This window comes from Agrobacterium sp. 22-3639C2, from assembly GCF_053522105.1.
The window spans coordinates 343,361-363,529 of the sequence record NZ_JBNWDB010000003.1; the positions used below are offsets into that span (position 1 = coordinate 343,361).

The 20,169-nt window shown below is 60.0% G+C and carries 19 protein-coding genes; 4 read left to right on the forward strand and 15 right to left on the reverse strand.

Annotated elements, in window-relative coordinates:
- Position 1: 1 nt before the first annotated feature.
- The 10 genes from ACQZ6D_RS14675 to ACQZ6D_RS14720 form a co-directional block, all read right to left on the reverse strand.
- Positions 2-346 carry a type II toxin-antitoxin system RelE/ParE family toxin gene (locus ACQZ6D_RS14675; RefSeq protein ID WP_025592539.1) on the reverse strand — a complete coding sequence of 115 codons (345 nt, stop codon included), beginning with the start codon at positions 344-346 and terminating at the stop codon, positions 2-4.
- A 41-nt stretch (positions 347-387) separates the two neighbouring features.
- Complete coding sequence (glyS, locus tag ACQZ6D_RS14680) at positions 388-2,541, reverse strand: glycine--tRNA ligase subunit beta (RefSeq protein WP_065703859.1); 2,154 nt, start codon at positions 2,539-2,541, stop codon at positions 388-390.
- A gap of 98 nt (positions 2,542-2,639) precedes the next feature.
- A complete protein-coding gene (locus ACQZ6D_RS14685) occupies positions 2,640-4,577 on the reverse strand; it encodes a DUF2207 domain-containing protein (protein WP_065703857.1) in 1,938 nt (645 codons plus the stop codon).
- A gap of 23 nt (positions 4,578-4,600) precedes the next feature.
- Positions 4,601-5,878, reverse strand: a complete 1,278-nt coding sequence (locus tag ACQZ6D_RS14690; RefSeq protein ID WP_065703855.1) for a 3-phosphoshikimate 1-carboxyvinyltransferase — start codon at positions 5,876-5,878, stop codon at positions 4,601-4,603.
- Between the two features lie 84 nt (positions 5,879-5,962).
- Complete coding sequence (locus tag ACQZ6D_RS14695) at positions 5,963-6,514, reverse strand: LemA family protein (protein WP_025592535.1); 552 nt, start codon at positions 6,512-6,514, stop codon at positions 5,963-5,965.
- A gap of 78 nt (positions 6,515-6,592) precedes the next feature.
- Positions 6,593-7,555 carry a glycine--tRNA ligase subunit alpha gene (locus ACQZ6D_RS14700; protein WP_013635520.1) on the reverse strand — a complete coding sequence of 321 codons (963 nt, stop codon included), beginning with the start codon at positions 7,553-7,555 and terminating at the stop codon, positions 6,593-6,595.
- A gap of 100 nt (positions 7,556-7,655) precedes the next feature.
- Positions 7,656-7,850: an NfeD family protein gene (locus ACQZ6D_RS14705; RefSeq protein ID WP_448729789.1), complete on the reverse strand. Its 195-nt coding sequence runs from the start codon at positions 7,848-7,850 to the stop codon at positions 7,656-7,658.
- Positions 7,851-7,870: 20 nt separating this feature from the next.
- Positions 7,871-8,740 carry a S49 family peptidase gene (locus ACQZ6D_RS14710; RefSeq protein ID WP_173994954.1) on the reverse strand — a complete coding sequence of 290 codons (870 nt, stop codon included), beginning with the start codon at positions 8,738-8,740 and terminating at the stop codon, positions 7,871-7,873.
- A gap of 87 nt (positions 8,741-8,827) precedes the next feature.
- On the reverse strand, positions 8,828-9,628 hold the full coding sequence (locus ACQZ6D_RS14715) for a tRNA1(Val) (adenine(37)-N6)-methyltransferase (RefSeq protein WP_019564271.1): 801 nt from the start codon (positions 9,626-9,628) through the stop codon (positions 8,828-8,830).
- A gap of 6 nt (positions 9,629-9,634) precedes the next feature.
- Complete coding sequence (locus tag ACQZ6D_RS14720; RefSeq protein WP_003515173.1) at positions 9,635-9,865, reverse strand: putative signal transducing protein; 231 nt, start codon at positions 9,863-9,865, stop codon at positions 9,635-9,637.
- Between the two features lie 111 nt (positions 9,866-9,976).
- On the opposite strand from ACQZ6D_RS14720, the gene ACQZ6D_RS14725 reads away from it, so the two are divergent.
- The 4 genes from ACQZ6D_RS14725 to moaB all read left to right on the forward strand — a co-directional run bounded on the left by ACQZ6D_RS14725 (position 9,977) and on the right by moaB (position 14,492).
- Entirely contained in the window at positions 9,977-10,993 is a 1,017-nt protein-coding gene (locus tag ACQZ6D_RS14725; protein WP_003515172.1) for a polyprenyl synthetase family protein, read from the forward strand.
- Positions 10,994-11,184: 191 nt separating this feature from the next.
- The gene (locus tag ACQZ6D_RS14730) at positions 11,185-13,029 is read left to right on the forward strand and encodes a tetratricopeptide repeat protein (protein ID WP_065703924.1); all 1,845 of its coding nucleotides are present in this window, start codon (positions 11,185-11,187) and stop codon (positions 13,027-13,029) included.
- Positions 13,030-13,035: 6 nt separating this feature from the next.
- Positions 13,036-13,920 (forward strand): 4-(cytidine 5'-diphospho)-2-C-methyl-D-erythritol kinase, encoded by an 885-nt coding sequence (locus ACQZ6D_RS14735; RefSeq protein ID WP_019564274.1) that lies wholly within the window; start codon positions 13,036-13,038, stop codon positions 13,918-13,920.
- Between the two features lie 26 nt (positions 13,921-13,946).
- Complete coding sequence (moaB, locus tag ACQZ6D_RS14740; RefSeq protein ID WP_003515169.1) at positions 13,947-14,492, forward strand: molybdenum cofactor biosynthesis protein B; 546 nt, start codon at positions 13,947-13,949, stop codon at positions 14,490-14,492.
- Positions 14,493-14,536: 44 nt separating this feature from the next.
- On the opposite strand, the gene ACQZ6D_RS14745 is transcribed toward moaB, so the two are convergent.
- From ACQZ6D_RS14745 to ACQZ6D_RS14765, 5 genes are all read right to left on the reverse strand, one after another.
- Positions 14,537-15,415, reverse strand: a complete 879-nt coding sequence (locus ACQZ6D_RS14745; RefSeq protein ID WP_065703851.1) for a dienelactone hydrolase family protein — start codon at positions 15,413-15,415, stop codon at positions 14,537-14,539.
- A gap of 110 nt (positions 15,416-15,525) precedes the next feature.
- Positions 15,526-16,554 carry an alcohol dehydrogenase AdhP gene (adhP, locus tag ACQZ6D_RS14750; protein WP_003515167.1) on the reverse strand — a complete coding sequence of 343 codons (1,029 nt, stop codon included), beginning with the start codon at positions 16,552-16,554 and terminating at the stop codon, positions 15,526-15,528.
- Between the two features lie 149 nt (positions 16,555-16,703).
- Positions 16,704-17,105: an MAPEG family protein gene (locus tag ACQZ6D_RS14755; protein WP_003515166.1), complete on the reverse strand. Its 402-nt coding sequence runs from the start codon at positions 17,103-17,105 to the stop codon at positions 16,704-16,706.
- A 114-nt stretch (positions 17,106-17,219) separates the two neighbouring features.
- Entirely contained in the window at positions 17,220-18,725 is a 1,506-nt protein-coding gene (gene guaB, locus ACQZ6D_RS14760; RefSeq protein ID WP_003515165.1) for an IMP dehydrogenase, read from the reverse strand.
- Between the two features lie 284 nt (positions 18,726-19,009).
- Positions 19,010-20,011, reverse strand: coding sequence for an MBL fold metallo-hydrolase (locus ACQZ6D_RS14765; RefSeq protein ID WP_448729790.1), 1,002 nt, complete (start codon positions 20,009-20,011; stop codon positions 19,010-19,012).
- Positions 20,012-20,169: the final 158 nt, after the last annotated feature.

Consider the following 20,169-nt stretch of genomic DNA (forward strand, 5'->3'; position numbering starts at 1 on the left):
GTCACTCACCCGTCCCGGCACCCTTTCGGGCGCCCTTTCTGGATTTATAATCCTGCCAGAAGGCCTTGGCCGCTTCGATGTCGTTCTGCTGCCGGGCCTTGGTTCCGCCAATCAGCAGGATCACCAGCTCATCGCCGTCACGACCGAAATAGACACGATATCCGGGACCATAATCGATCCGGTATTCGAGAACACCGGAGCCAACGGATTTTACGTTGGAGAGATTGCCCTGCCCCATCCGGGTCACGGCAATCGTTACCTTCGACGCGGCAAGCGCCTCGATCTTTACGAACCATCGCCCAAATGGGCTCGATCCGTTCGGGTCCAGATATTCAACGACCTTCATGGGCCAATGGTAACATAAACATTACCATTGGCAAGCCTGTCTCAGCCGGTAATCTTCGAGAAATCCGCAACCGTTCCGGTGGCTTCACGAATGGCCTTCAACAGCGCCAGACGGTTTGCGCGGATGGCCGCGTCCTCATCGTTGACGAGAACATCCTCGAAAAACTTGTCGACGGGCGCGCGAAGCGTCGAGAGCGCCTGCATGGCGGAGCGGAAATCTTCCGTCTCGACGGCCTTTGCGGCATCGGCGGAAGCGGTCTTGATCGCCGCGTAAAGCGCCTTTTCGGCGTCGAGCTTCAGCAGTTCTTCTGAAACGCTGTTCGCAACCACGGTGCCCTTCTTTTCCTCTGCGGCCAGAAGCTGGGTGGCGCGCTTTGCACCGGCCAGCAGGTTCCGGCCATCTTCGCCGGTGATGAAGGCGGTCAGCGCCTCGACACGGCGGGCGATCATCAGCAGGTCGTCGGATTCCGGCGTCAGGACGGCGTCGATCAGATCGTAACGGGCGCCGAGGTCGCGCAGATAGACTTTCAGGCGGTCGTGGAAGAAGGAGAGGAGGTCAGTATCCTTCGCGACGCTCAAGAGCGACAGGCGCACGTTCTTTTCAAGCAGAATGCGAACCACGCCCAGCGCCGCACGGCGAAGCGCGAAGGGGTCCTTCGAACCGGTAGGCTTTTCATCGATGGCCCAGAAGCCGACGAGCGTGTCGAGTTTGTCGGCGAGAGCAACCGTGATCGCCACCTTGTCGGCGGGCAGGCGGTCGGAGGGACCCTGCGGCTTGTAGTGATCCTCGATCGCCGCGGCGACACTTTCGTTTTCGCCCTGCAAGGTTGCGTATTTTCGGCCCATCAGGCCCTGAAGCTCGGGGAATTCGCCGACAGCTTCGGTGCGCAGGTCGGCTTTCGCCAGCACCACGGCGCGGTCCACCAGAGCAGCATCGGCACCGACGACGGGGGCCAGAGCCTTGGCCAGTTCGCGAATGCGGGCCACACGCTGCCCTTGAGTGCCGAGCTTGGCATGGAAGGTAACGTTCAGCGCATCGAGCTTGGCCATGCGCTGGTCGAGCGGCTTCTTGAGATCGAGGCCAAATTTCGCAGCCGAATCCTTGAGCGTCTCCAGATCGGGCAGATCGCCCTGGTCACGGTTCCAGAAATGGCGGGCATCCGACAGGCGGGCGCGGACGACCTTGCCGTTGCCATGGATGATTTCCTTGCCGCCGTCGCTTGCCTCGATGTTCGAGATCAGGATGAAGCGGTTGGAAAGACCCTCTTCCGCACCCTGATTGCGGGTGACGAAACACTTCTGGTTGGTCTTGATGGTCAGCCGGATGATTTCCGCCGGGATTTGCAGGTAATCCTCCTCGAAAGTGCCCATCAGCACCTGCGGCCATTCAACAAGGCCGGAGACTTCTTCCAGCAGGCCTTCGTCTTCCACCAGCTCAAGGCCGTTGGCAAATGCCAGATCCTTGGCATCGTGCAGGATGATATCCTTGCGGCGGTCGGCATCGAGAATGACCTTCGCCTTTTCAAGGCTGGAGACATAATCCTCGAAACGGCGCACGGTGATCGGACCCGGCGCATGGAAACGGTGGCCATAGGTGACGTTGCCAGCGACGATGCCGTCGATGACAAAGGGAATGACCTGGGTTTCGTCATGTTCGGGGCCGAACAGGCAGACGATGGATTGCAGCGGGCGCACCCAGCGCAGGCTCTCCGAGCCCTTGCCTTCGATGCCGGCATAGCTGGAACCCTTCGGCATGGAGGCCGGGCCGGAGCGCATGGATTTCGGCCAGGGGAAGGAGCGGATGATGCCGGGCATCACCTCGGCGATAATCTCTTCCGCCGGGCGGCCGGGCTTGTTGATGATGGCGATGTAGAAATCGCCTTTCTTCGGATCGGAAACGACCTGAGCCTCGGAGACATCATTAAGGCCAGCGCCGCGCAGAAAGCCCTCAATCGCCTTTTCGTTGGCATCGGTGCGCGGACCCTTCTTTTCCTCACGCACATCGGCGGAGCGGGCGTTGAGGCCCCGAATATCCAGCGTCAGGCGGCGCGGCGTCCAATATTCGCGCGCACCCTCATAGGTCAGCCCTCTCTCCACCAAGGCGTCAGTGACGAGTTTCTTCAGATCGCCCGCCGCCTTACGCTGCATGCGTGCGGGGATTTCCTCGGAGCGAAGTTCAAGCAGAAGATCGGGCATGGGATAAGGACTTTAATCTGTTGCAAAAGAGTGTCGCGGACTTAGCAAGACCAGCGGCAAAAGTCATCAGCTATCGGTTAAATTACCGCCGGCGGACGTTACCAGCCGCCACCACCACCGCCGCCGCCGCCCGAACCGGAAGAACCACCGCCACCGCCACCTGAAAAGCTGGAGGAAGATGAGCTGACAGGCTGGGGAATGGTGGAAGCGATTGTATTCGCCATGGAAGTGGAGAACCCACCAATCCGGTCTCCGAAGCTGCCGTAATTGCTGCCCAAATACCAGCCGGGCGCATAACTTGCCGTGGCGGCACCAGCGGCGGCTGTCGCGAGCCAGGTCTCGAAGGTGCGGCTCCAGGGTTTTTCCACGCCGAGCGCGACCGCATAGGGCAGCAATGTCTCAAAATGCTGCGGCGACATGGCGGGGGCGTCCGCCATATTCATCCGGTCCTTTTCCGCCAGCGTCAGATAGGTTCTGAGGCCCTCGATGCCGTCCATCAGCTTGCGGCCGAGCGGCGTCGGCGCACCCATCAGGAACAGGAACAGCGCGTTGGTAAGCACGATGCCGCCGATGGCGGCCAGCGCCAGCGACTTGGTGTCATGCGTCACATCCAGCAGGATCTGCGTGGCAATGCCGCCAATGACCGAGAAAGCCACAAAACCGGCAAAGGCCAGCATAACGATGCCGCCGATGCGCTTGCTCAACGACGCGCCACGCGAGAACTGTCGGCCGATGCCGATCGACAGGATGCTGAAGAAAAAGGCGAAAAAGCCGAAGACCAGCACGGCGGCAATGGCGCTTTCATCGAGATCACCGAACACCAGCGTCGCGACGATTATGGCGACGCTGAAGAAGATGCCGAAAACGATGTAACCGGCATTGCTGCGGTAATATTTGCCGCGGTGCTCTTTTTCTATCGCCGCGCGAAACTGCTTGCCGACCTTTTCGACTTCCGTTCCATGCGCCTTGTCGATGGTGAGCGTCTCGCCCGGACCACCGATGGAGGACAACAGCGTCTTCTGCCCGCTCGGCAACTCCGCCCCAGCCTGCTTTTGCGTGCGGCGGATGACTATGGAGTTCTTCAGATCCTCCAGAACGACATAACCCTTGACCGCCAGATCAAGCGCCGAGGCGGACAGCGCTGTCCAGCCTGCGCCGGAAAAACCCCTGTTATCAACGTAATTGACCAGAGCCGGCGAAAGCCCCTCCGGTGCATCCCAGCGCGGCACGACTACACCCCTGGCCGGATCACGGCCGACCGCGAACCATGCTCGCAGATAATAGAGCAGCACTGCGAAAAGCCCGCCGCCCGAAAGCAGGATGGCAAGATTGTCACGTAGCCACCAACCTGCCTCCTGGGAGGAGTCGGGGGCGGCAATGGCGCCCTTCGGTAACTTCACGGCAACTGTCATGCCCTCGCCCACTGAAAACGGGCGGGTAGAGGCAAAAAACACCTCGTTGCCTTCGCTCAAAATGCGCGCATCCTTGCCTTTGGCACCGAGTGGACCGGTGAAAACGGCAGTATCGGTGGCCTTCACGCCCTGTGGCAAAGTGATGGTGGCGGAAATCTCACCCATCGGAAACTGCCAGCCATTGCCGGTGACGTTCCAGGTGAGTTCGTCATAATCGCTGAAATAACGGATCTGCCGGGCGGTGGTGTAGGTGATCTGGAAGATATGCTCGCCGGTCGGAAGAAAACGGTCGGCGCTGCCGGTATAAATGCGGATGCCGCCATCGATATTCTCGGTGCGCCAGTTCTCCGGCGCGCCGTCTCGCTCCACGGAAACGACGTTAAAATCCACCTTGGTGCGTCGGTTATTCGCATCCAGCGCATAAAGCGGGAAATCGCGGAAGATGCCGCGCTTGATGTTCTGACCTTCAGCACGGGCGGTGATGGTTTCCGTCACCGTCAGTTCGCCACTCTTCGCAACCTCGACGACGGAATGATAGGAGCGGATGAATTCTTCCGCAAAGGCCGGGCAGGTCGCGCCCAGGAAGACAAGCAGCGCGAGAAGTCTTGCGGCGATGGTCTTCACGGGGCGGTCTCCTCCAGCCGGTTTCAGTGCTGCGGCTCGGCAGCACTTTCCTTTTCAGTATAGTCTACGCCGAGCGAGGCGAGCGCCTTCCAGTAGCCCGGATAGGTCTTGCCAACGCAGGCAGGGTTCTGGATGGCGATGCCGCCGATCTTCAGCGCCGCCAGCGCAAAGCTCATGGCGATGCGGTGATCGGCAAAAGTATCGATGGAGGCATCGACCGTCTGGCCCGCCAGCGCCGGGTCGGCATGCACGATCAGGTCGTCGCCTTCCTCATGCGCCAGACCGTTGCGGATTTCGTTGAGGCCGAGCGAGACGGCACGGATACGGTCGCATTCCTTCACACGCAGATTGGCAATGCCGACGAAACGTACCGGCGTTTCGTTGAACGCGGCGAGAACGGCGATGGTCGGAATGGCGTCCTGCATCTGCGAACCGTCGATTTCAGCGGGCAGATGCGGAAACTGCGCCATGACCTCGTAGGCCTTGGCATCCGGCTGGGTGAACTTGTCGGCGGGCGTGCCGATGTCGATCGCACCGGCGGTCAGAAGTTCCGCGCCCCAGAGATACGTGGCGGCGGATGCATCCGGTTCGATGTGGAAATCGGTCGCGGTGTAGCCGGTCGGATGCACGCGCCAGATGGCGTTGCTGACCCGCTCAATCTTCGCGCCGAAAGCTTCCATGGCTGATGTTGTGAGATCGATATAACCCTTCGCGCCGATTTCCTCGCCCTTGAGGATGATATCGACAGGCTTGTCGCCGCAGGCGGCCGCCATCAGAAGTGCCGACACATACTGGCTGGAGAGGTTGGCATCGATGGTGACGCTGCCCTTCGGGAAACCCATGCCCTTGCCCCGCACGGTAACTGGCGGGCAGCCGGTCGGCGCATCCGCTTCGACGCCGAGGACGCGCAGCGCTTCCACCAGCGGCATGATCGGGCGTTTGCGCATGTGCTCGTCGCCATCGATGATGACGGCGCCATCCACCAGTGCTGCAGCCGCAGTCAGGAACCGCGTGGCTGTGCCGGCATTGCCGAGAAAAAGCGGCTTTTCCGGCTGTTGAAGCACGCCTGTACCCTCCACCACGAAGGTCGTGGCGTCAGGTTCTGTCACCTTAACGCCCATGGCGCGCAGGGCTTCGGCCATATAGAGCGTATCATCGCTCTTCAACGCGCCGGTTAGGCGGCTTTTTCCCTTGGCGAGGCCAGCCAGCAGAAGCGCGCGGTTGGTGATGGATTTGGAGCCGGGCGGCTCTACCTTGCCGGAAAGCGGGTGGCCGGGCGGGGTGATGGTCAGTTCGATCATGATCGTCGTCTTGTCAAAGAATGCGGCAGAGAGCCGGGATACAGGAATGTCGGCGGGAGGATTTGGCCCCGGGGAACGGTCGCCTTAGAATTTCACGGTCGGCACGGCGCGGTCTGCCGGGTTGTCGATCTCGAAATAGGGTGCCTTGGCAAAACCGAACTGGCCGGCGATCAGATTGGATGGGAAGCTTTCCACCCTGACGTTCAGATCGCGCGCGGCGCCATTGTAATAACGGCGCGACATCTGCAGTTCGCCCTCGATGGTTTCCAGCGAGCGCTGCAATTCCAGAAAGTTCGTGTTGGCTTTCAGATCAGGATAGGCTTCAGCGAGCGCAAAGAGCTTGCCGAGCGCCTGCGACAGCATGCCTTCCGCCTGGGCGCGGCCCTCCACATCGCCAGCGGGCACGGCCTGGGCCCGGTTGCGCATGGCAATCACCTCTTCGAAGGTGCTTTTTTCATGCGCCGCGTAGCCCTTCACGGTCTCGATGAGATTGGGAATGAGATCGGCGCGGCGTTTCAACTGCACGTCGATGCCCGACCACGCCTCTTCCTTCATCTGCCTCGCCTTGACGAGCCCGTTATAGATGAAGACGACATAGAGCGCGATTGCCGCGATGATTGCCAGCGTGATGAACATTCCCGACCCCTCCTCAAGAGGCGCGAGCGCCGCAACGGCACCCGCACGTTAGACTGTTGCCCCGCCTTACATAAAGGTTCAGGCGGCCCTGTTCCAGTTCAACCCGCCCGCATCCGTGAGCAGGAAGGCTTCGCCGCAGGCTTTTGCCAGCGTGCGCACGCGCAGGATATAACTCTGGCGTTCCGTCACCGAGATCACGCCGCGCGCATCCAGCAGGTTAAAGACATGGCTTGCCTTGATGCACTGGTCATAGGCCGGGAACACGCATTTATGCAGGCGCTGATTGTCATCATCACCCGGCGCACCGGCGGCGAGAAGCGCCAGGCATTCCTTTTCCGCGTCGATGAAATGACGATGCAGCATGCCGGTGTCGGCAAATTCGAAATTATGGCGGGAGTATTCCTGCTCGGCCTGCAGGAAGACGTCACCATAGGAGATCTTCTCTTCACCCTCGCGGCCGTTGAAGTTGAGGTCGTAGACATTGTCGACGCCCTGAACATACATGGCCAGACGCTCCAGACCGTAGGTCAATTCGCCAGCGACCGGCGAGCATTCGATGCCGCAGACCTGCTGAAAGTAGGTGAATTGCGACACTTCCATACCGTCGCACCAGCACTCCCAGCCGAGACCCCAGGCGCCGAGCGTCGGGCTTTCCCAGTCGTCTTCGACGAAGCGCACATCATGCAGGAGCGGATCGAGACCGATGGCCTTCAGCGAACCGAGATAGAGTTCCTGAAGGTTGGAAGGGTTGGGCTTCAGAATGACCTGATACTGATAATAATGCTGCAAACGGTTGGGGTTTTCACCGTAGCGACCATCAGAAGGCCGGCGCGAGGGTTGCACATAGGCAGCCTTCCAAGGCTTCGGGCCCAGCGCGCGCAGCGTCGTTGCCGGATGAAACGTACCAGCGCCCACTTCCATATCATAGGGCTGCAATACCGCGCAGCCCTTGTCGGCCCAGTAATTGTGCAGCGTCAGGATCAGCGCCTGAAAGGAACGCTTGGGGTTCATATGGTCTGGAATATCGGTCATTGCAGTCATCGCGGCGTTGTGAGGATAAGTAAGCACTGACTTACTTCGGATGCGGACTGGTGCCACGGCATGGCGAAGGGGTCAAGGATTTATGCGTGGAGACACCGGCTTACGTCTCATCCTCACGCTTCACGCGGTATTCGCCGGTTTCGGGATCCTTGATCAGCGTGCCGATGGCGCCGGTTTCGCGTTCCTTTTCGCGCTGCTTCGATTTTGCCGAAAGCTTTTCCGCATCGCGAACGAAGCGGCGGTAGAGGATGACGGATCCCACCCCTAGAAGAACAATTGTAATAAGCTGCGCCATAAGGCCCTATTCCTGCGACATCATAGACCGAAACGCGACCACAATGCCTTTTCTTCGGCAACTTCCGCAAGTCCCGAGACGGCGCCTGCCGCAAGCCTTTCGGCATTGAGGCCGAGTGCCGCATTCACGCCCGGCACTTTTTTGCCGAACAGCGAGCGCCCGCCGGTGACGAGATGAAGCTTGACCTTCGTCCCGTAACGGCGACGAAGAACTTCCCTCATGTCGCCCAAGCCGTCGATCAGGCCGAGATCCAGGCCACGCATACCGGTCCAGAACAGGCCGGAGAAGACCGTCTCATCGCCCTTCAGTTTTGCACCGCGGCGCATCTTGACCATATCGATGAAAACATTGTGGATTTCGACCTGAAGCGACTTCAGATATTCGATGTCGCCCTCTTTTTCCGGCTGGAAGGGATCGAGGATGACCTTGTTCTCGCCGGCGGTATAGACGCGGCGCTCCACTCCGATCTTCTTCAACATTTCCGGGAAACCGAAACCACCGGAAACGACGCCGATCGATCCGACGATGGAGGTGGGGTCGGCGATGATCTCGTCGCCGGCAAGCGCGATCATGTAGCCACCGGAGGCCGCCACATCCTCAACGAAGATCAGGACCTTCTTGTCCTTTTCCTCGGCAAGCTGGCGGATGCGATTATAGATCATTCGCGCCTGCACCGGCGAGCCACCGGGAGAATTCACGGAAATGGCGACAGCTGGCGCGTCCTTGATGGCAAAGGCCTTTTCCAGCAGCGGTGCATAGGAAGCAAGATTGAGAGCGGGGCGGAACTGGTTGCCGCCAGCCATGATGGCGCCATGCATGCGCACAACCGGGATGACGAGTTCTTTTTTGCGAAAGCGTTTCGGCACCAGATACTTCAGAAAACCCACAATTCACTCCTCGCAGCATTTGCCTGTTCGTCACGGATGTATGTATTGCCCTGCGAAACACAATGGTTTGCGGCCGGAGGAACGGCGAATTTATAGGCCAGGCCCGATTGCCTTTACATTACGGCGATAGGCGGTGCGGCCATTATTCAGGTCATCCACGATGGGCGTGAAGGCATGGCTGCCGGTCTCGTGCATGACGAGCGGCGCCCTGAACGACAGCCGCGCCCGTGACCCCTTGATCGCCGTTACGAGCATGCGCACCGCGTCCTCGCCGGGGCGTGGGTGGATGAGTGTGATCTCGATGCCGCCGAAACGGCTGCCACACGCGGCAATGATCTCCGCCACCGATTGCGGCCGTGCAATAAGGGAAAGCTGCCCGCCTGGAACCGTGATCGCACCTGCGGTCCTGATCCAGTCCTCGAACAGGCCCTCCGTCATGGCGTGGGCCTCAGCCTTCAGCGCATCGGGCGTGCGGCGGTCGCCTGCATCATTATAGGGCGGGTTCATGATGACGTGGTGAAAATGCCCGTCCGGCAGTCCGGCCTCGACGCGCGCCTTGCCACGCAGTGTCACGTCGGCCTCACGCACGCTGACACGAGCGGAAAAAGCGGCATTTTCAGGCAATGCCAGGCTGCGGCGGGCAAACTCCACCATTTCCGGCGAACGTTCGAACAGGGTCACTTCGGCCTTTTCAAGCCGCGTGGCGACCGCGAAACCTGCCGCGCCCGCGCCCGCGCCGAGATCGGCTATGCGGCATGCGCGCTCGTCCGCTACCATCGAGGCAAGAAGCATGGCGTCCATGCCGGCGCGGTGTCCCCTGCCCTTGGGCTGGAGAATGTGAAAACGGCCCCGGTGAAACGCATCCAAAGTTTCCGAAATCTCGCCGCCCACGTTCGTTTACGCCTCTTCGTTGCGCAATTCGTCGCCCAGACCGGCATCCACGAGAATGCGGCGGGCCTCACCGGCGCGGTCTTCCTCCACCAGGAACCGGCGGGGCAAAAGACCGAGCGAACCTTCCAGAATGCTCATTGCCTGATCGGCGACAAGGCAATGGATGCCGGCGTCTTTCATCAGGCTTTCGGCGAAGGATAACAGCACGGCATCGTTGGTACGGATCAGTTCACGCATGGATAAGCCCCAAATTCCCATTTTTTTGAATGGCTAGCGGCAATTCGCCCCTTGCCGCGACAGGCGCCAGTTTTTATTGTCGAACTCAAATTCGAACAGGAGTCCTGTCCCTTGGGCGTCGTCATACCGCTTGAAGAAAGCAAAAACAAACTCGCATCCGTCAAGCCGCTTGTCGACCTGACCCGTGCCGACATGGAACGGGTGAACCAGCTTATCCTTTCCAGAGCCGGTTCCGATGTCCAGATGATACCTGAGGTGGCCAACCATCTGATCTCGTCCGGAGGCAAACGCCTGCGGCCGATGCTGACGCTGGCCTCTGCCTCGATGTTCGGTTACGAGGGCGACCACCATATCAAGCTCGCCACCAGCGTGGAATTCATGCACACGGCGACGCTGCTGCATGACGACGTGGTGGATGAAAGCGATCTGCGCCGTGGCAAGTCCACCGCCCGCACCATCTGGGGCAACCAGGCAAGCGTTCTCGTCGGCGACTTCCTGCTCGGCCAGGCCTTCCGCATGATGGTGGACGTCGGCTCGCTGGATGCGCTCGACGTGCTGTCCACCGCCGCTTCGGTCATCGCCGAGGGCGAAGTGCTGCAGCTTTCGGTCGCCAAGAACATGGAAACGACCGAGGATGATTATCTGCAGGTGATTCGCGCCAAGACGGCCGCCCTTTTTGCAGCGGCCGCGGAAGTTGGCCCCATCGTCGCCAAAACCGACAAGGCAAGCCGCAGCGCGCTGAAATCCTACGGCATGAATCTCGGCCTCGCCTTCCAGCTCGTTGACGACGTGCTGGATTACGGCGGCAAATCCGCCGATCTCGGCAAGAATACGGGTGACGATTTCCGTGAGGGCAAGATAACCCTGCCGGTCATCCTGTCCTATCGCCGCGGCACGCAGGATGAGCGCGCCTTCTGGCGCAACGCCATCGAAAACGGCGAAAGCAGCGACGAAAACCTCGAAAAGGCGCTCGGTCTCATCACCAAATACAACGGTCTTGGCGATACGATCGGCCGGGCCACGCATTACGGCACCATTGCCCGCGATGCGCTTGCACCGCTGCCGGAAAGCCCGTGGAAAAACGCGCTTCTGGAAGTCATCGACTTCTGCATCGAGCGTCTCAACTGACGCTGGAGGCCTCAGGCAAACGGCGGATGGACAAGACCGTCCGCCGCTGTTTCGGACTGGGTGTCCCGCAAGGGTAGATTGTGGCGCGGGCCATAATTTCTTGCGGGGTTGCTTCAAAAAAGCCATTCTATCGTGACCAAACAATGGAAACTGATTTTTCCGTGCTTCTGCACAAAGGCAAAGGTTCCCTCATGCGGCGTAAACCAGCACTTCGTCTTCTCTGCAGCGCGGCTCTTGCCGCCGCTCTCGCACTTGGCGCGGGTGCAAGCCCCGGCTTTGCGGAGACGAAAACGGACGCCAAGGCCGTTACTTTCGATCCTGCCAAGGTAAATACCTTCTCCGGCGCATTCCTTGCCGCGCGCAATGCCGATGTCGATCAGGATTACCCCACCGCGATTTCGCTCTACAAGAAGGCGCTGGAATTCGATCCGGCCAATTCGGAAATCCGCCAGCGCCTGATGATCGCCGAACTGTTGAGCGGCAATTTCGAGGCTGGCGCCAAGATTGCCGATTCGATGAAGGACGATACCTCCGTCGAACGCGTGACGACCATCGTGCGCGGCCTCGACGCCATCAAGGACAAGGAATTCGTCAAAGCCGAGAAAATCCTGAAATATACCGGCCCGAACGATCTCGACCGCATGGTCAACACGCTTCTGACGGCATGGGCGCGCGCCGGTTCAGGCAAGCCCAAGGAAGCGCTGGCCCTCGTCAACAACATGAAGGGTCCGGGCTGGATTTCGATTTTCCAGAAATACAATGCCGCGGCGATCGCCCTTGTCTCCGGCAACACAGATGCTGCCCGCAAGAGCCTCAATGAGGCCGTGACGGATCGTGAAGGCGGGGCAACCGCTTCCGACACCTATATGCGCGCGGTGATGGCGCTTGCACGGCTGGAGGCTTCAGCCGGCAACAAGCAGAAGGCGCTGGACGCAATTGCGGTCGGCGACACTTTTGCGCCGAACTATGCGCCGCTCAAAGCGCTTCGCCAATCCATCGAGAAGGGCGAGAAGCCGCCGCAGCAGATCACCAATGCCGTTGAAGGCGCGGCTTCCGTGATGTTTTCCATCGCGGGCGCGCTGAACCGCGAAGGTGCCGAAGAGATCGTCACGCTTTACCTTCAGACGTCGCGTGCGCTCGATCCGCAAAGCGCCGATACGCTGATCCTTCTCGGCGGACTTGCCGAGGCGATGAAACAGCCCGACCGCGCCATCGCCTTCTACCGCGACGTGCCGAAGGATTCGCCGATGCACCGCATCTCCGAGCTGCAGCTCGGGCTGACGCTGGCGCAGACGGGCAAGGTGGAGGAAGCGCGCAACCACCTGCAATCCCTGCTGCAATCCGATCCGAAGGATATCCGTTCTTACCTCGCCTATGGCAGCGTGCTTTCCGACGCCAAGGACTACAAGGCCATGGCCGAAAACTACGACAAGGCTGTCGAGGTGATCGGTGCCGTGCCGCAGAAGTCGGACTGGACCGTGTTCTTCCAGCGCGCCATCGCCCATGAGCGCCTGAAGGAATGGGACAAGGCCGAGCCGGACTTCAAGCGTGCGCTCGAACTCAACCCGGAACAGCCGCAGGTGCTGAACTATCTCGGCTATTCCTGGGTGGACAAAGGTATCAACCTCGACGAAGCGATGAAGATGATCAGCCGCGCGGTCGAGCTTCGGCCGAATGACGGCTATATCGTCGACTCGCTTGGCTGGGCGCATTTCCGGCTGGGCGCGTTTGACCAGGCCGTCACCGAACTGGAGCGGGCAATCGAGCTCAAGGCCGGCGATCAGACCATCAACGATCATCTGGGCGATGCCTACTGGCGTGTCGGTCGCAAGATCGAGGCCGTGTATCAGTGGAACCGCGCGCTGATTGGCGACAATGACGATCTGGACAAGGCCAAGGTGAAGGAAAAGATTGCCAACGGCCTGCCGCCGCTGGAAAAGGACGCCGAAAACACCGCCAAGAAGGAGGCCGCGCCGCAGCCGCCGGCTCCGCCAGCACCGGCCCCTGTTGCCCCTGCCCCGGACAAGAAATCCTGACGCGACATGCGCGCGGATGACATTACCGGGGCTGTCGAAACAACCGAGGCGGCCCCGGCCAAGATCAATCTGGCACTGCATGTAACCGGTCAGCGGGCAGATGGTTATCATCTGCTCGAGACGCTGGTGACCTTCACCGAAGCAGGCGACGCGATCCATGTTCGCGATGCCGATGCCGACACTTTCTCCATCTCCGGCCCGTTTGGCGATCTGCTGCGGGCAGGCGATGGCGGCAACAATCTCGTCGTCCGTGCCAGAGACCTTTTGCGTGATGCGCTTGTGGCGGCAGGTCAATCGGCACGCCCGGTTGCCATCCATCTCGAAAAGAACCTGCCAGTCGCCTCCGGCATTGGCGGCGGCTCAGCGGATGCGGCAGCGACACTGCGGGCGCTGTTGCGGCACTGGAATGCCAGGATTGTTCCTGAAAATCTCGCACCCATCGCGCTTGCGCTTGGCGCTGACGTGCCGATGTGCCTTGAAAGCCGCCCACTCATCGCACGAGGTATCGGCGAGGATATCGAGCCGGTCTCCGATCTGCCGGAATTCTTTCTGGTGCTGGCCAACCCTCTGAAAGCGGTCTCGACGCCGGAGATTTTTCGGCGATTGCTCGACAAGGCCAACCCGCCCCTGCCGGAGCGCAAAGAAGGCGGCTGGATGGATTTTCTGGCGCAAAGCCGAAACGATCTGGAAGTCCCCGCCAAGGCGCTCCTGCCGGAGATCGGCGCAATCGCCGGCATGCTGTCGCAGGAAGGTGCTTCCCTTGTGCGCATGTCCGGTTCGGGTGCCACCTGTTTTGGATTATTTCATTCCTTCGAGGCCGCCCGAAAAGCGGAAACATCGCTTCGAAACAAGCGCCCCGGCTGGTATTTTCAGGCGACGCGGACCATCTGAAGACAACACAATTCGAGGATAAGGCCATGGCAGGCGAAAGACCCTTCATTCCCCTCGGCATCGCGGTTCTGACCGTTTCGGACAGCCGCACGCTTGAGAATGACAAGTCCGGCGACACGCTAGTCGCACGCATAGAGGAAGCCGGACACAAGGTCGCCGCCCGCACCATCGTGGCAGACGACAAGGCTGCTATTTTCAACACCGTGCGCGACTGGACGCTCAACGGGAGCGTGGATGTGGTCATCACCACCGGCGGCACCGGCTTTACAGGCCGCGACGTGACACCCGAGGCGCTGGAACCCCTGTTCGAAAAGCGCATGGACGGCTTTTCTGCCATCTTCCATCGCATTTCCTATGAAAAGATCGGCACCGCCACCATCCAGTCACGGGCGACCGGCGGCGTGGCAAACGCCACCTTCATCTTCGTGCTGCCCGGCTCTCCCGGCGCCTGCAAGGATGCCTGGGACGGTATTCTCAAAGCCCAGCTCGATTACCGCCACCTGCCCTGCAATTTCGTTGAGATCATGCCCCGGCTTGATGAGCATTTGAAACGCGGGGCTGGCGGCGTCTAGAGCGGGATTTCAGGGGTTGTCCGTCACAGCGGACCGAAACCCCACTACGCCAGATATTTTTTGAAGAACTCCGTCGTCCGGCCCCAGGCGAGATCGGCCGCGGCCTTGTCGTATCGCGCCGAGGACGTATCGTTGTTGAAGGCGTGGTTGACGCCGTCATAAACGAAGATTTCGAAGGTTTTGCCGTTTTGCTCCAGTGCCTTTTTATAGGCGTCGATACCGGCATTGATGCGCTCGTCCAGACCGGCATACTGTAACAGCAGGGGCGCCTTGATAGCAGGCACATCGGCCGCCGGCGGCTGCTGGCCGTAATAGGCGACGCCGGCATTCAGGCCTGCCGATTTGGTGGCGAACCGGTTGACCAGCCCGCCGCCCCAGCAGAAACCGACCGCACCAACCTTGCCGTTCGCACCCTGCCTTGCGGCGAGCCACACCCGACCGGCTTCGGCATTGGCGACTGTTGCCTCCATATCGAGGCCACTGAACATCTCCCGTGCCTTATCTTCATCCGAAGGCGTGCCGCCCTGCGGCGACAGGAAATCAACCGCAAGCGCCCTGAACCCCGCAAGCGCCACGCGTCTTGCCACATCGCGGATATGGTCGTTCAGGCCCCGGTTTTCATGGATGACGATGACCGAGCCAATGGGCCCGGAAACCGATTTCGGCGTGACGAGATAGCCTTTCATCTCGCCCCCGGGGGCGGGATAGGTCACCTCTTCCGCAACGATACCCGCATCATCAGGCGCAACGATTGCCGCACGGGCGCTGTTGGCCGAAAGAAGCGGCGCGATTGCGGCAGCAGCTGCGCCGGACCCGGCAAGCAGGCTGAGCTTTTCCATGAATTTGCGGCGATCGAGGCTGAGATGGGTATATTCATCGTAAGCGTCGATCATGGCCTGTGTAATCTTCGGCTTGTCGTCCATCGCTCTCTTCTCCCTGAACGCGCAGATGCACAGGGAGGATAGCGCAGATCGCCGCCCGGTGAACAAGCGGCGGCACACTTTTGCGTGAGCGCCACCGCTGGTCATCTGTCTCAGGCGGCAAGGTCCACGACGATACGGCCGTCGATCTTGCCCTCTTCCATTCGACGGAAGATGTCGTTGATGTTTTCGAGTTTGTCCCAGGAGAAGTGGGCGGCTACCTTTCCTTCACCAGCGAAGGAAAGCGCCTCCTCCAGATCCTGCCTTGTGCCGACGATGGAGCCACGCACCGTGATGCGCTTCAGCACCGTTTCGAAAACCGGAATGGAGATGAAGCCCGGCGGCAGGCCAACAAGTGCCATCGTGCCCTTGGAGCGCAGGAAACCGTAGGCCTGCTCCATGGCTTTGGGCGAAACCGCCGTCACGAGCGCGCCGTGGACGCCGCCGGTCGCCTTCTGCACCTGTTCCACCGCATCCGGCGCCCGACCGTTGACGGTGAAATCCGCGCCCAGCTTTTTCGCAAGCTCCAGCTTGTCGTCATAAATATCGGCGGCAACGACATGCATGCCCATGGCCTTGGCATATTGCACGGCCATATGACCAAGCCCGCCAATGCCCGAAATGACCACCCATTCGCCGGGCCTCACTTCGGTTTCCTTGAGACCCTTGTAGACGGTGACACCGGCGCAGAGCACGGGTGCAGCGGGGCCGAATTCCAGATTGTCGGGAAGTCGGCCAACGAATTTCGGATCCGCAAGCCCGTATTCCGCAAAGCTGCCATTGACGGAATAACCCGAGTTCTTCTGACTTGGGCAAAGAGTTTCCCAGCCGGTACGGCACGGAATGCAGCATCCGCAGGCGGTATAAAGCCACGGCGTGCCGGCGCGGTCGCCTTCCTTGATGCCGGTCACGCCAGCGCCGATCTTGGCGACGTAGCCGACGCCTTCATGGCCGGGGATGAATGGTGGATTGGGTTTGACCGGCCAATCGCCCGTTGCGGCGTGCAGGTCCGTGTGGCAAATGCCGGTCGCCTTGTAATTGATGAGAATTTCACCCGGGCCAGGATCCGGTATCGCCACTTCCTCGATGGTCAGCGGTTTGCCAAATGCGCGGACAACCGCGGCCTTCATTGTTTTAGCCATGACATACTCCCTAATCTCTGCTCGCCTGAAATTCTCGACGGCGAGGCAGAGACTACCGGGGATGGGGCGTCACGGAATTGACCCATCGCAAATCGCAGCATTTTAGAGGCGCGATTGTCTCACTTATGAAGCAACCTTACGGTGCCATCTCACTCCAGCGCCAACCAGATGGCGAGCCAGCCCCAGAGGCAGACGAGAAGCGCGAAACCAATCGCGAACAATGGCGCACGATAACGCAGACGGTTGCTGGTGACGTGAACGAAGGAGTGCGCATAACGGGAAATCACGAACAGCCAGGCCAGAACGACGGTAACGATATTGTCCGCGTCGGTAATATAAAGCAGCAGGCAGACGGGGTGGAAGAGAACCGGAAGCTCGAACTGGTTGGCAATGTTTCGGTTGACCAGATAGCTTTCGCGCCCTTCCTGTCCCGTATCGCGATATCTAAGCGCGGTGTCGCGGTCCGTCAGCGTGTATTTTTTGCGGCGGTAAAGCAGTAGGGCGTAAAGAACGAACACGAGAAATGCATGGGCTATCATCGGCCAGAACATTGCGGTCGTTGGTGACATGCTTTCTCCTCCAATCACAACAACGCTCCCCGATCCGGCATGAATCGGGGAGCGCCAAATACTGAGACTATGTTGTTGCGGATTCGGCTCGAAAGATCAAACCGCGCCGGGGTAGTTCGGGCTTTCGCGGGTGATCGTCACGTCATGGGCGTGGCTTTCGCGCAAGCCCGCGCTGGAAATGCGCACGAAGGTGGCGCGCTCCTGGAATTCCTTGATCGTGCCGCCGCCGACATAACCCATGGCAGCCTTCAGGCCACCGGCCAGCTGGTGCAGGACGCCGGAGACCGGACCCTTATAGGGAACCTGACCTTCGATACCTTCCGGAACGAGCTTCAGCGTGTCGCGCACTTCCGCCTGGAAATAACGGTCGGCGGAGCCGCGCGCCATGGCGCCAACGGAACCCATGCCGCGATAGGCCTTGAAGGAACGGCCCTGATAGAGGAACACTTCGCCCGGGCTTTCATCCGTGCCGGCCAAAAGCGAGCCGATCATGACGGCGGAGGCGCCGGCGGCAATAGCCTTCGCCAGATCGCCCGAGAACTTGATGCCGCCATCGGCGATGACAGGAATATCTGCAGCATTGGCCACTTCGACCGAGGCCATGATCGCAGCAAGCTGCGGAACGCCAACGCCGGCGACGATACGGGTGGTGCAGATGGAACCGGGGCCGATACCGACTTTGACGCCATCGGCGCCGGCATCGATCAGTGCCTTGGTGCCGTCAGCGGTCGCAACATTGCCGGCGATGATGCGAACGGAGTTCGACATCTTCTTGACCACCGAAACGGCATCGAGCACGCGCTGCGAATGGCCATGCGCGGTATCAACGACCAGAAGGTCAACACCGGCATCGATGAGGCGTTCTGCGCGCTCGATGGCATCGGCACCGACGCTGATGGCGGCAGCGGCGCGAAGACGGCCCTGCGCATCCTTGGTGGCGTTGGGGTTGAGCTGCGACTTCTCCATATCCTTGACGGTGATGAGGCCGACGCAATTGCCCTTTCCATCCACCACCAGCAGCTTTTCAATGCGGTGCTTGTGCAACAGACGGCGCGCTTCCTGCTGATCGACGCTGCTTTCCTTGACCGTAACAAGGTTTTCGCGGGTCATCAGTTCATAGATCTTCTGCTGCGGATCGGATGCGAAACGCACGTCGCGGTTTGTCAGAATGCCGACGAGACGGCCATTCTTGTGGCCGCCGGCACCGCCGTTTTCAACCACCGGAATGCCGGAAATGCCGTGCGCCTTCATCAAAGCCTGTGCTTCTGCCAGCGTGGCATCCGGGCCGATGGTGACCGGGTTGACGACCATGCCGCTCTCGAACTTCTTTACCTGCCGGACTTCTTCGGCCTGTTCGATGGGGGTAAGGTTGCGGTGGATGACGCCGATGCCGCCGGCCTGCGCCATGGCGATGGCAAGACGGCCTTCCGTGACCGTGTCCATGGCGGAAGATAGGATCGGCAGGTTGAGATCGATATCACGGGCAATGCGGGTGGCGATATTTGTCTGTCCCGGCATAACCTCGGAATGTCCGGGCTGCAGCAACACATCGTCAAATGTGAGAGCGTCCAAACCAGTGGGTGTTTGAATGATGCGTGCCATGACCAAATTCCTTCATAATGAAAATGCGTGGCCGTCCCGGAACGAAAAGTTCACCCCGGCGCCCTGCAAGGATTGCTTGGAAGTTGGCGAGGGCTGGTAACACGTTCATGACAGGAAGGAAATAGAAAAAACCCGGAATGACCTTCCGGGCTTATTCTGTTGCTGCATTGCAGCAGGCGTTAAACAGCGTCCTGTGGATCCCTGTTCCGCACGACGCGCTTTAACTGCTTGTTTTTACGCATGTCGTTATCGCAAAACCGCTTAACGCTTTTGCGCGATATGCATCAGATGTCGAACTGGTAGGACTTCGGCACGAAACGGTACCCCGTATCCAGCTTTTCCGCGTAACCGACAGCCGGGAAAGGCATGTGATAGCCGAGGAACGGCAACCGGTCCGTGGCGATCATGTCGTAGACCTTCTTGCGGGTTGCAGCGGCCGCCGCCTTGTCCATGTCGAACTTCACTTCCCAATCCGGCTTTTGCAGCGACAGGACGAAATGGTTGGCCGTATCAGCCGTCAGGATCAGCTGCTTGCCTTCGGATTCGACACGGAAGATCATGTGGCCCGGCGAATGGCCAAACGCCGCAATGCCGGTGATGCCGGAAACCACGTCAGCGCCGTCGCCGATGAAGGTCGCCTTTTCCGCCAGCGGTTTGACGTTGGCGATGACGCCCTTCTGGCCGCCTTCGGCAGGCGTGCCAACCCGCTTCTCGTCCGTCCAGAAATCATATTCCGCCTGGCCGAAAACATAACGCGCCTTGGAGAAGGCTGGCGCGCCCTTTTCCATCAATCCGCCAATGTGGTCTCCGTGCATATGGGTCAGCACCACCACGGTCACGTCGTCAGGAGAGTAACCGGCAGCCGCCATGCCTTCGATAAGACGGCCATTACCAGCGCCACGGCCGGACTCGCCGAAACCCGTGTCGAACAGCACAAGGTCCGTGCCAGTATTTACGAGAACCGGCGAGAAGGAATTGACGAATTGCTCCTTCGGCAGAAAATTGTCTTCCAGCAGCTTGCCGAGGGTTTCCGCCGACTGATCGGTGCCGAAGGTCTCGCCCGGATTGGGCGCGGCGCGCGCGCCATCCTTCACGACAAGCACTTCGAAATTACCAAGCTTGAAGCGATTGGTTTCAGGCGGCATGGCGTGTTTGATCTCCATGGAAGTTTGCGGCTGGTTCGTCTGCGCCGTTGCGGTGCGCGCCATCAATAGCGGCGCGCCGAGAACGCTTGCTCCCGCCACACCGATAAGGCCGCGTCTGCTCATGCTCAAGGATTGAGTCATCATTTTTCTCCCGATTCTCGCCAATGTCACTTTGCCCAACGGACAATAGAGCGAGAAAGTTGCAAGAAAACCGGCCTCACGCAGGTTTGATCGGAACTTCAGAAATTGATAATTAACGTGTTGGCAAGTCGGCCCATCAGGCGTAGGAGGAACTGCGA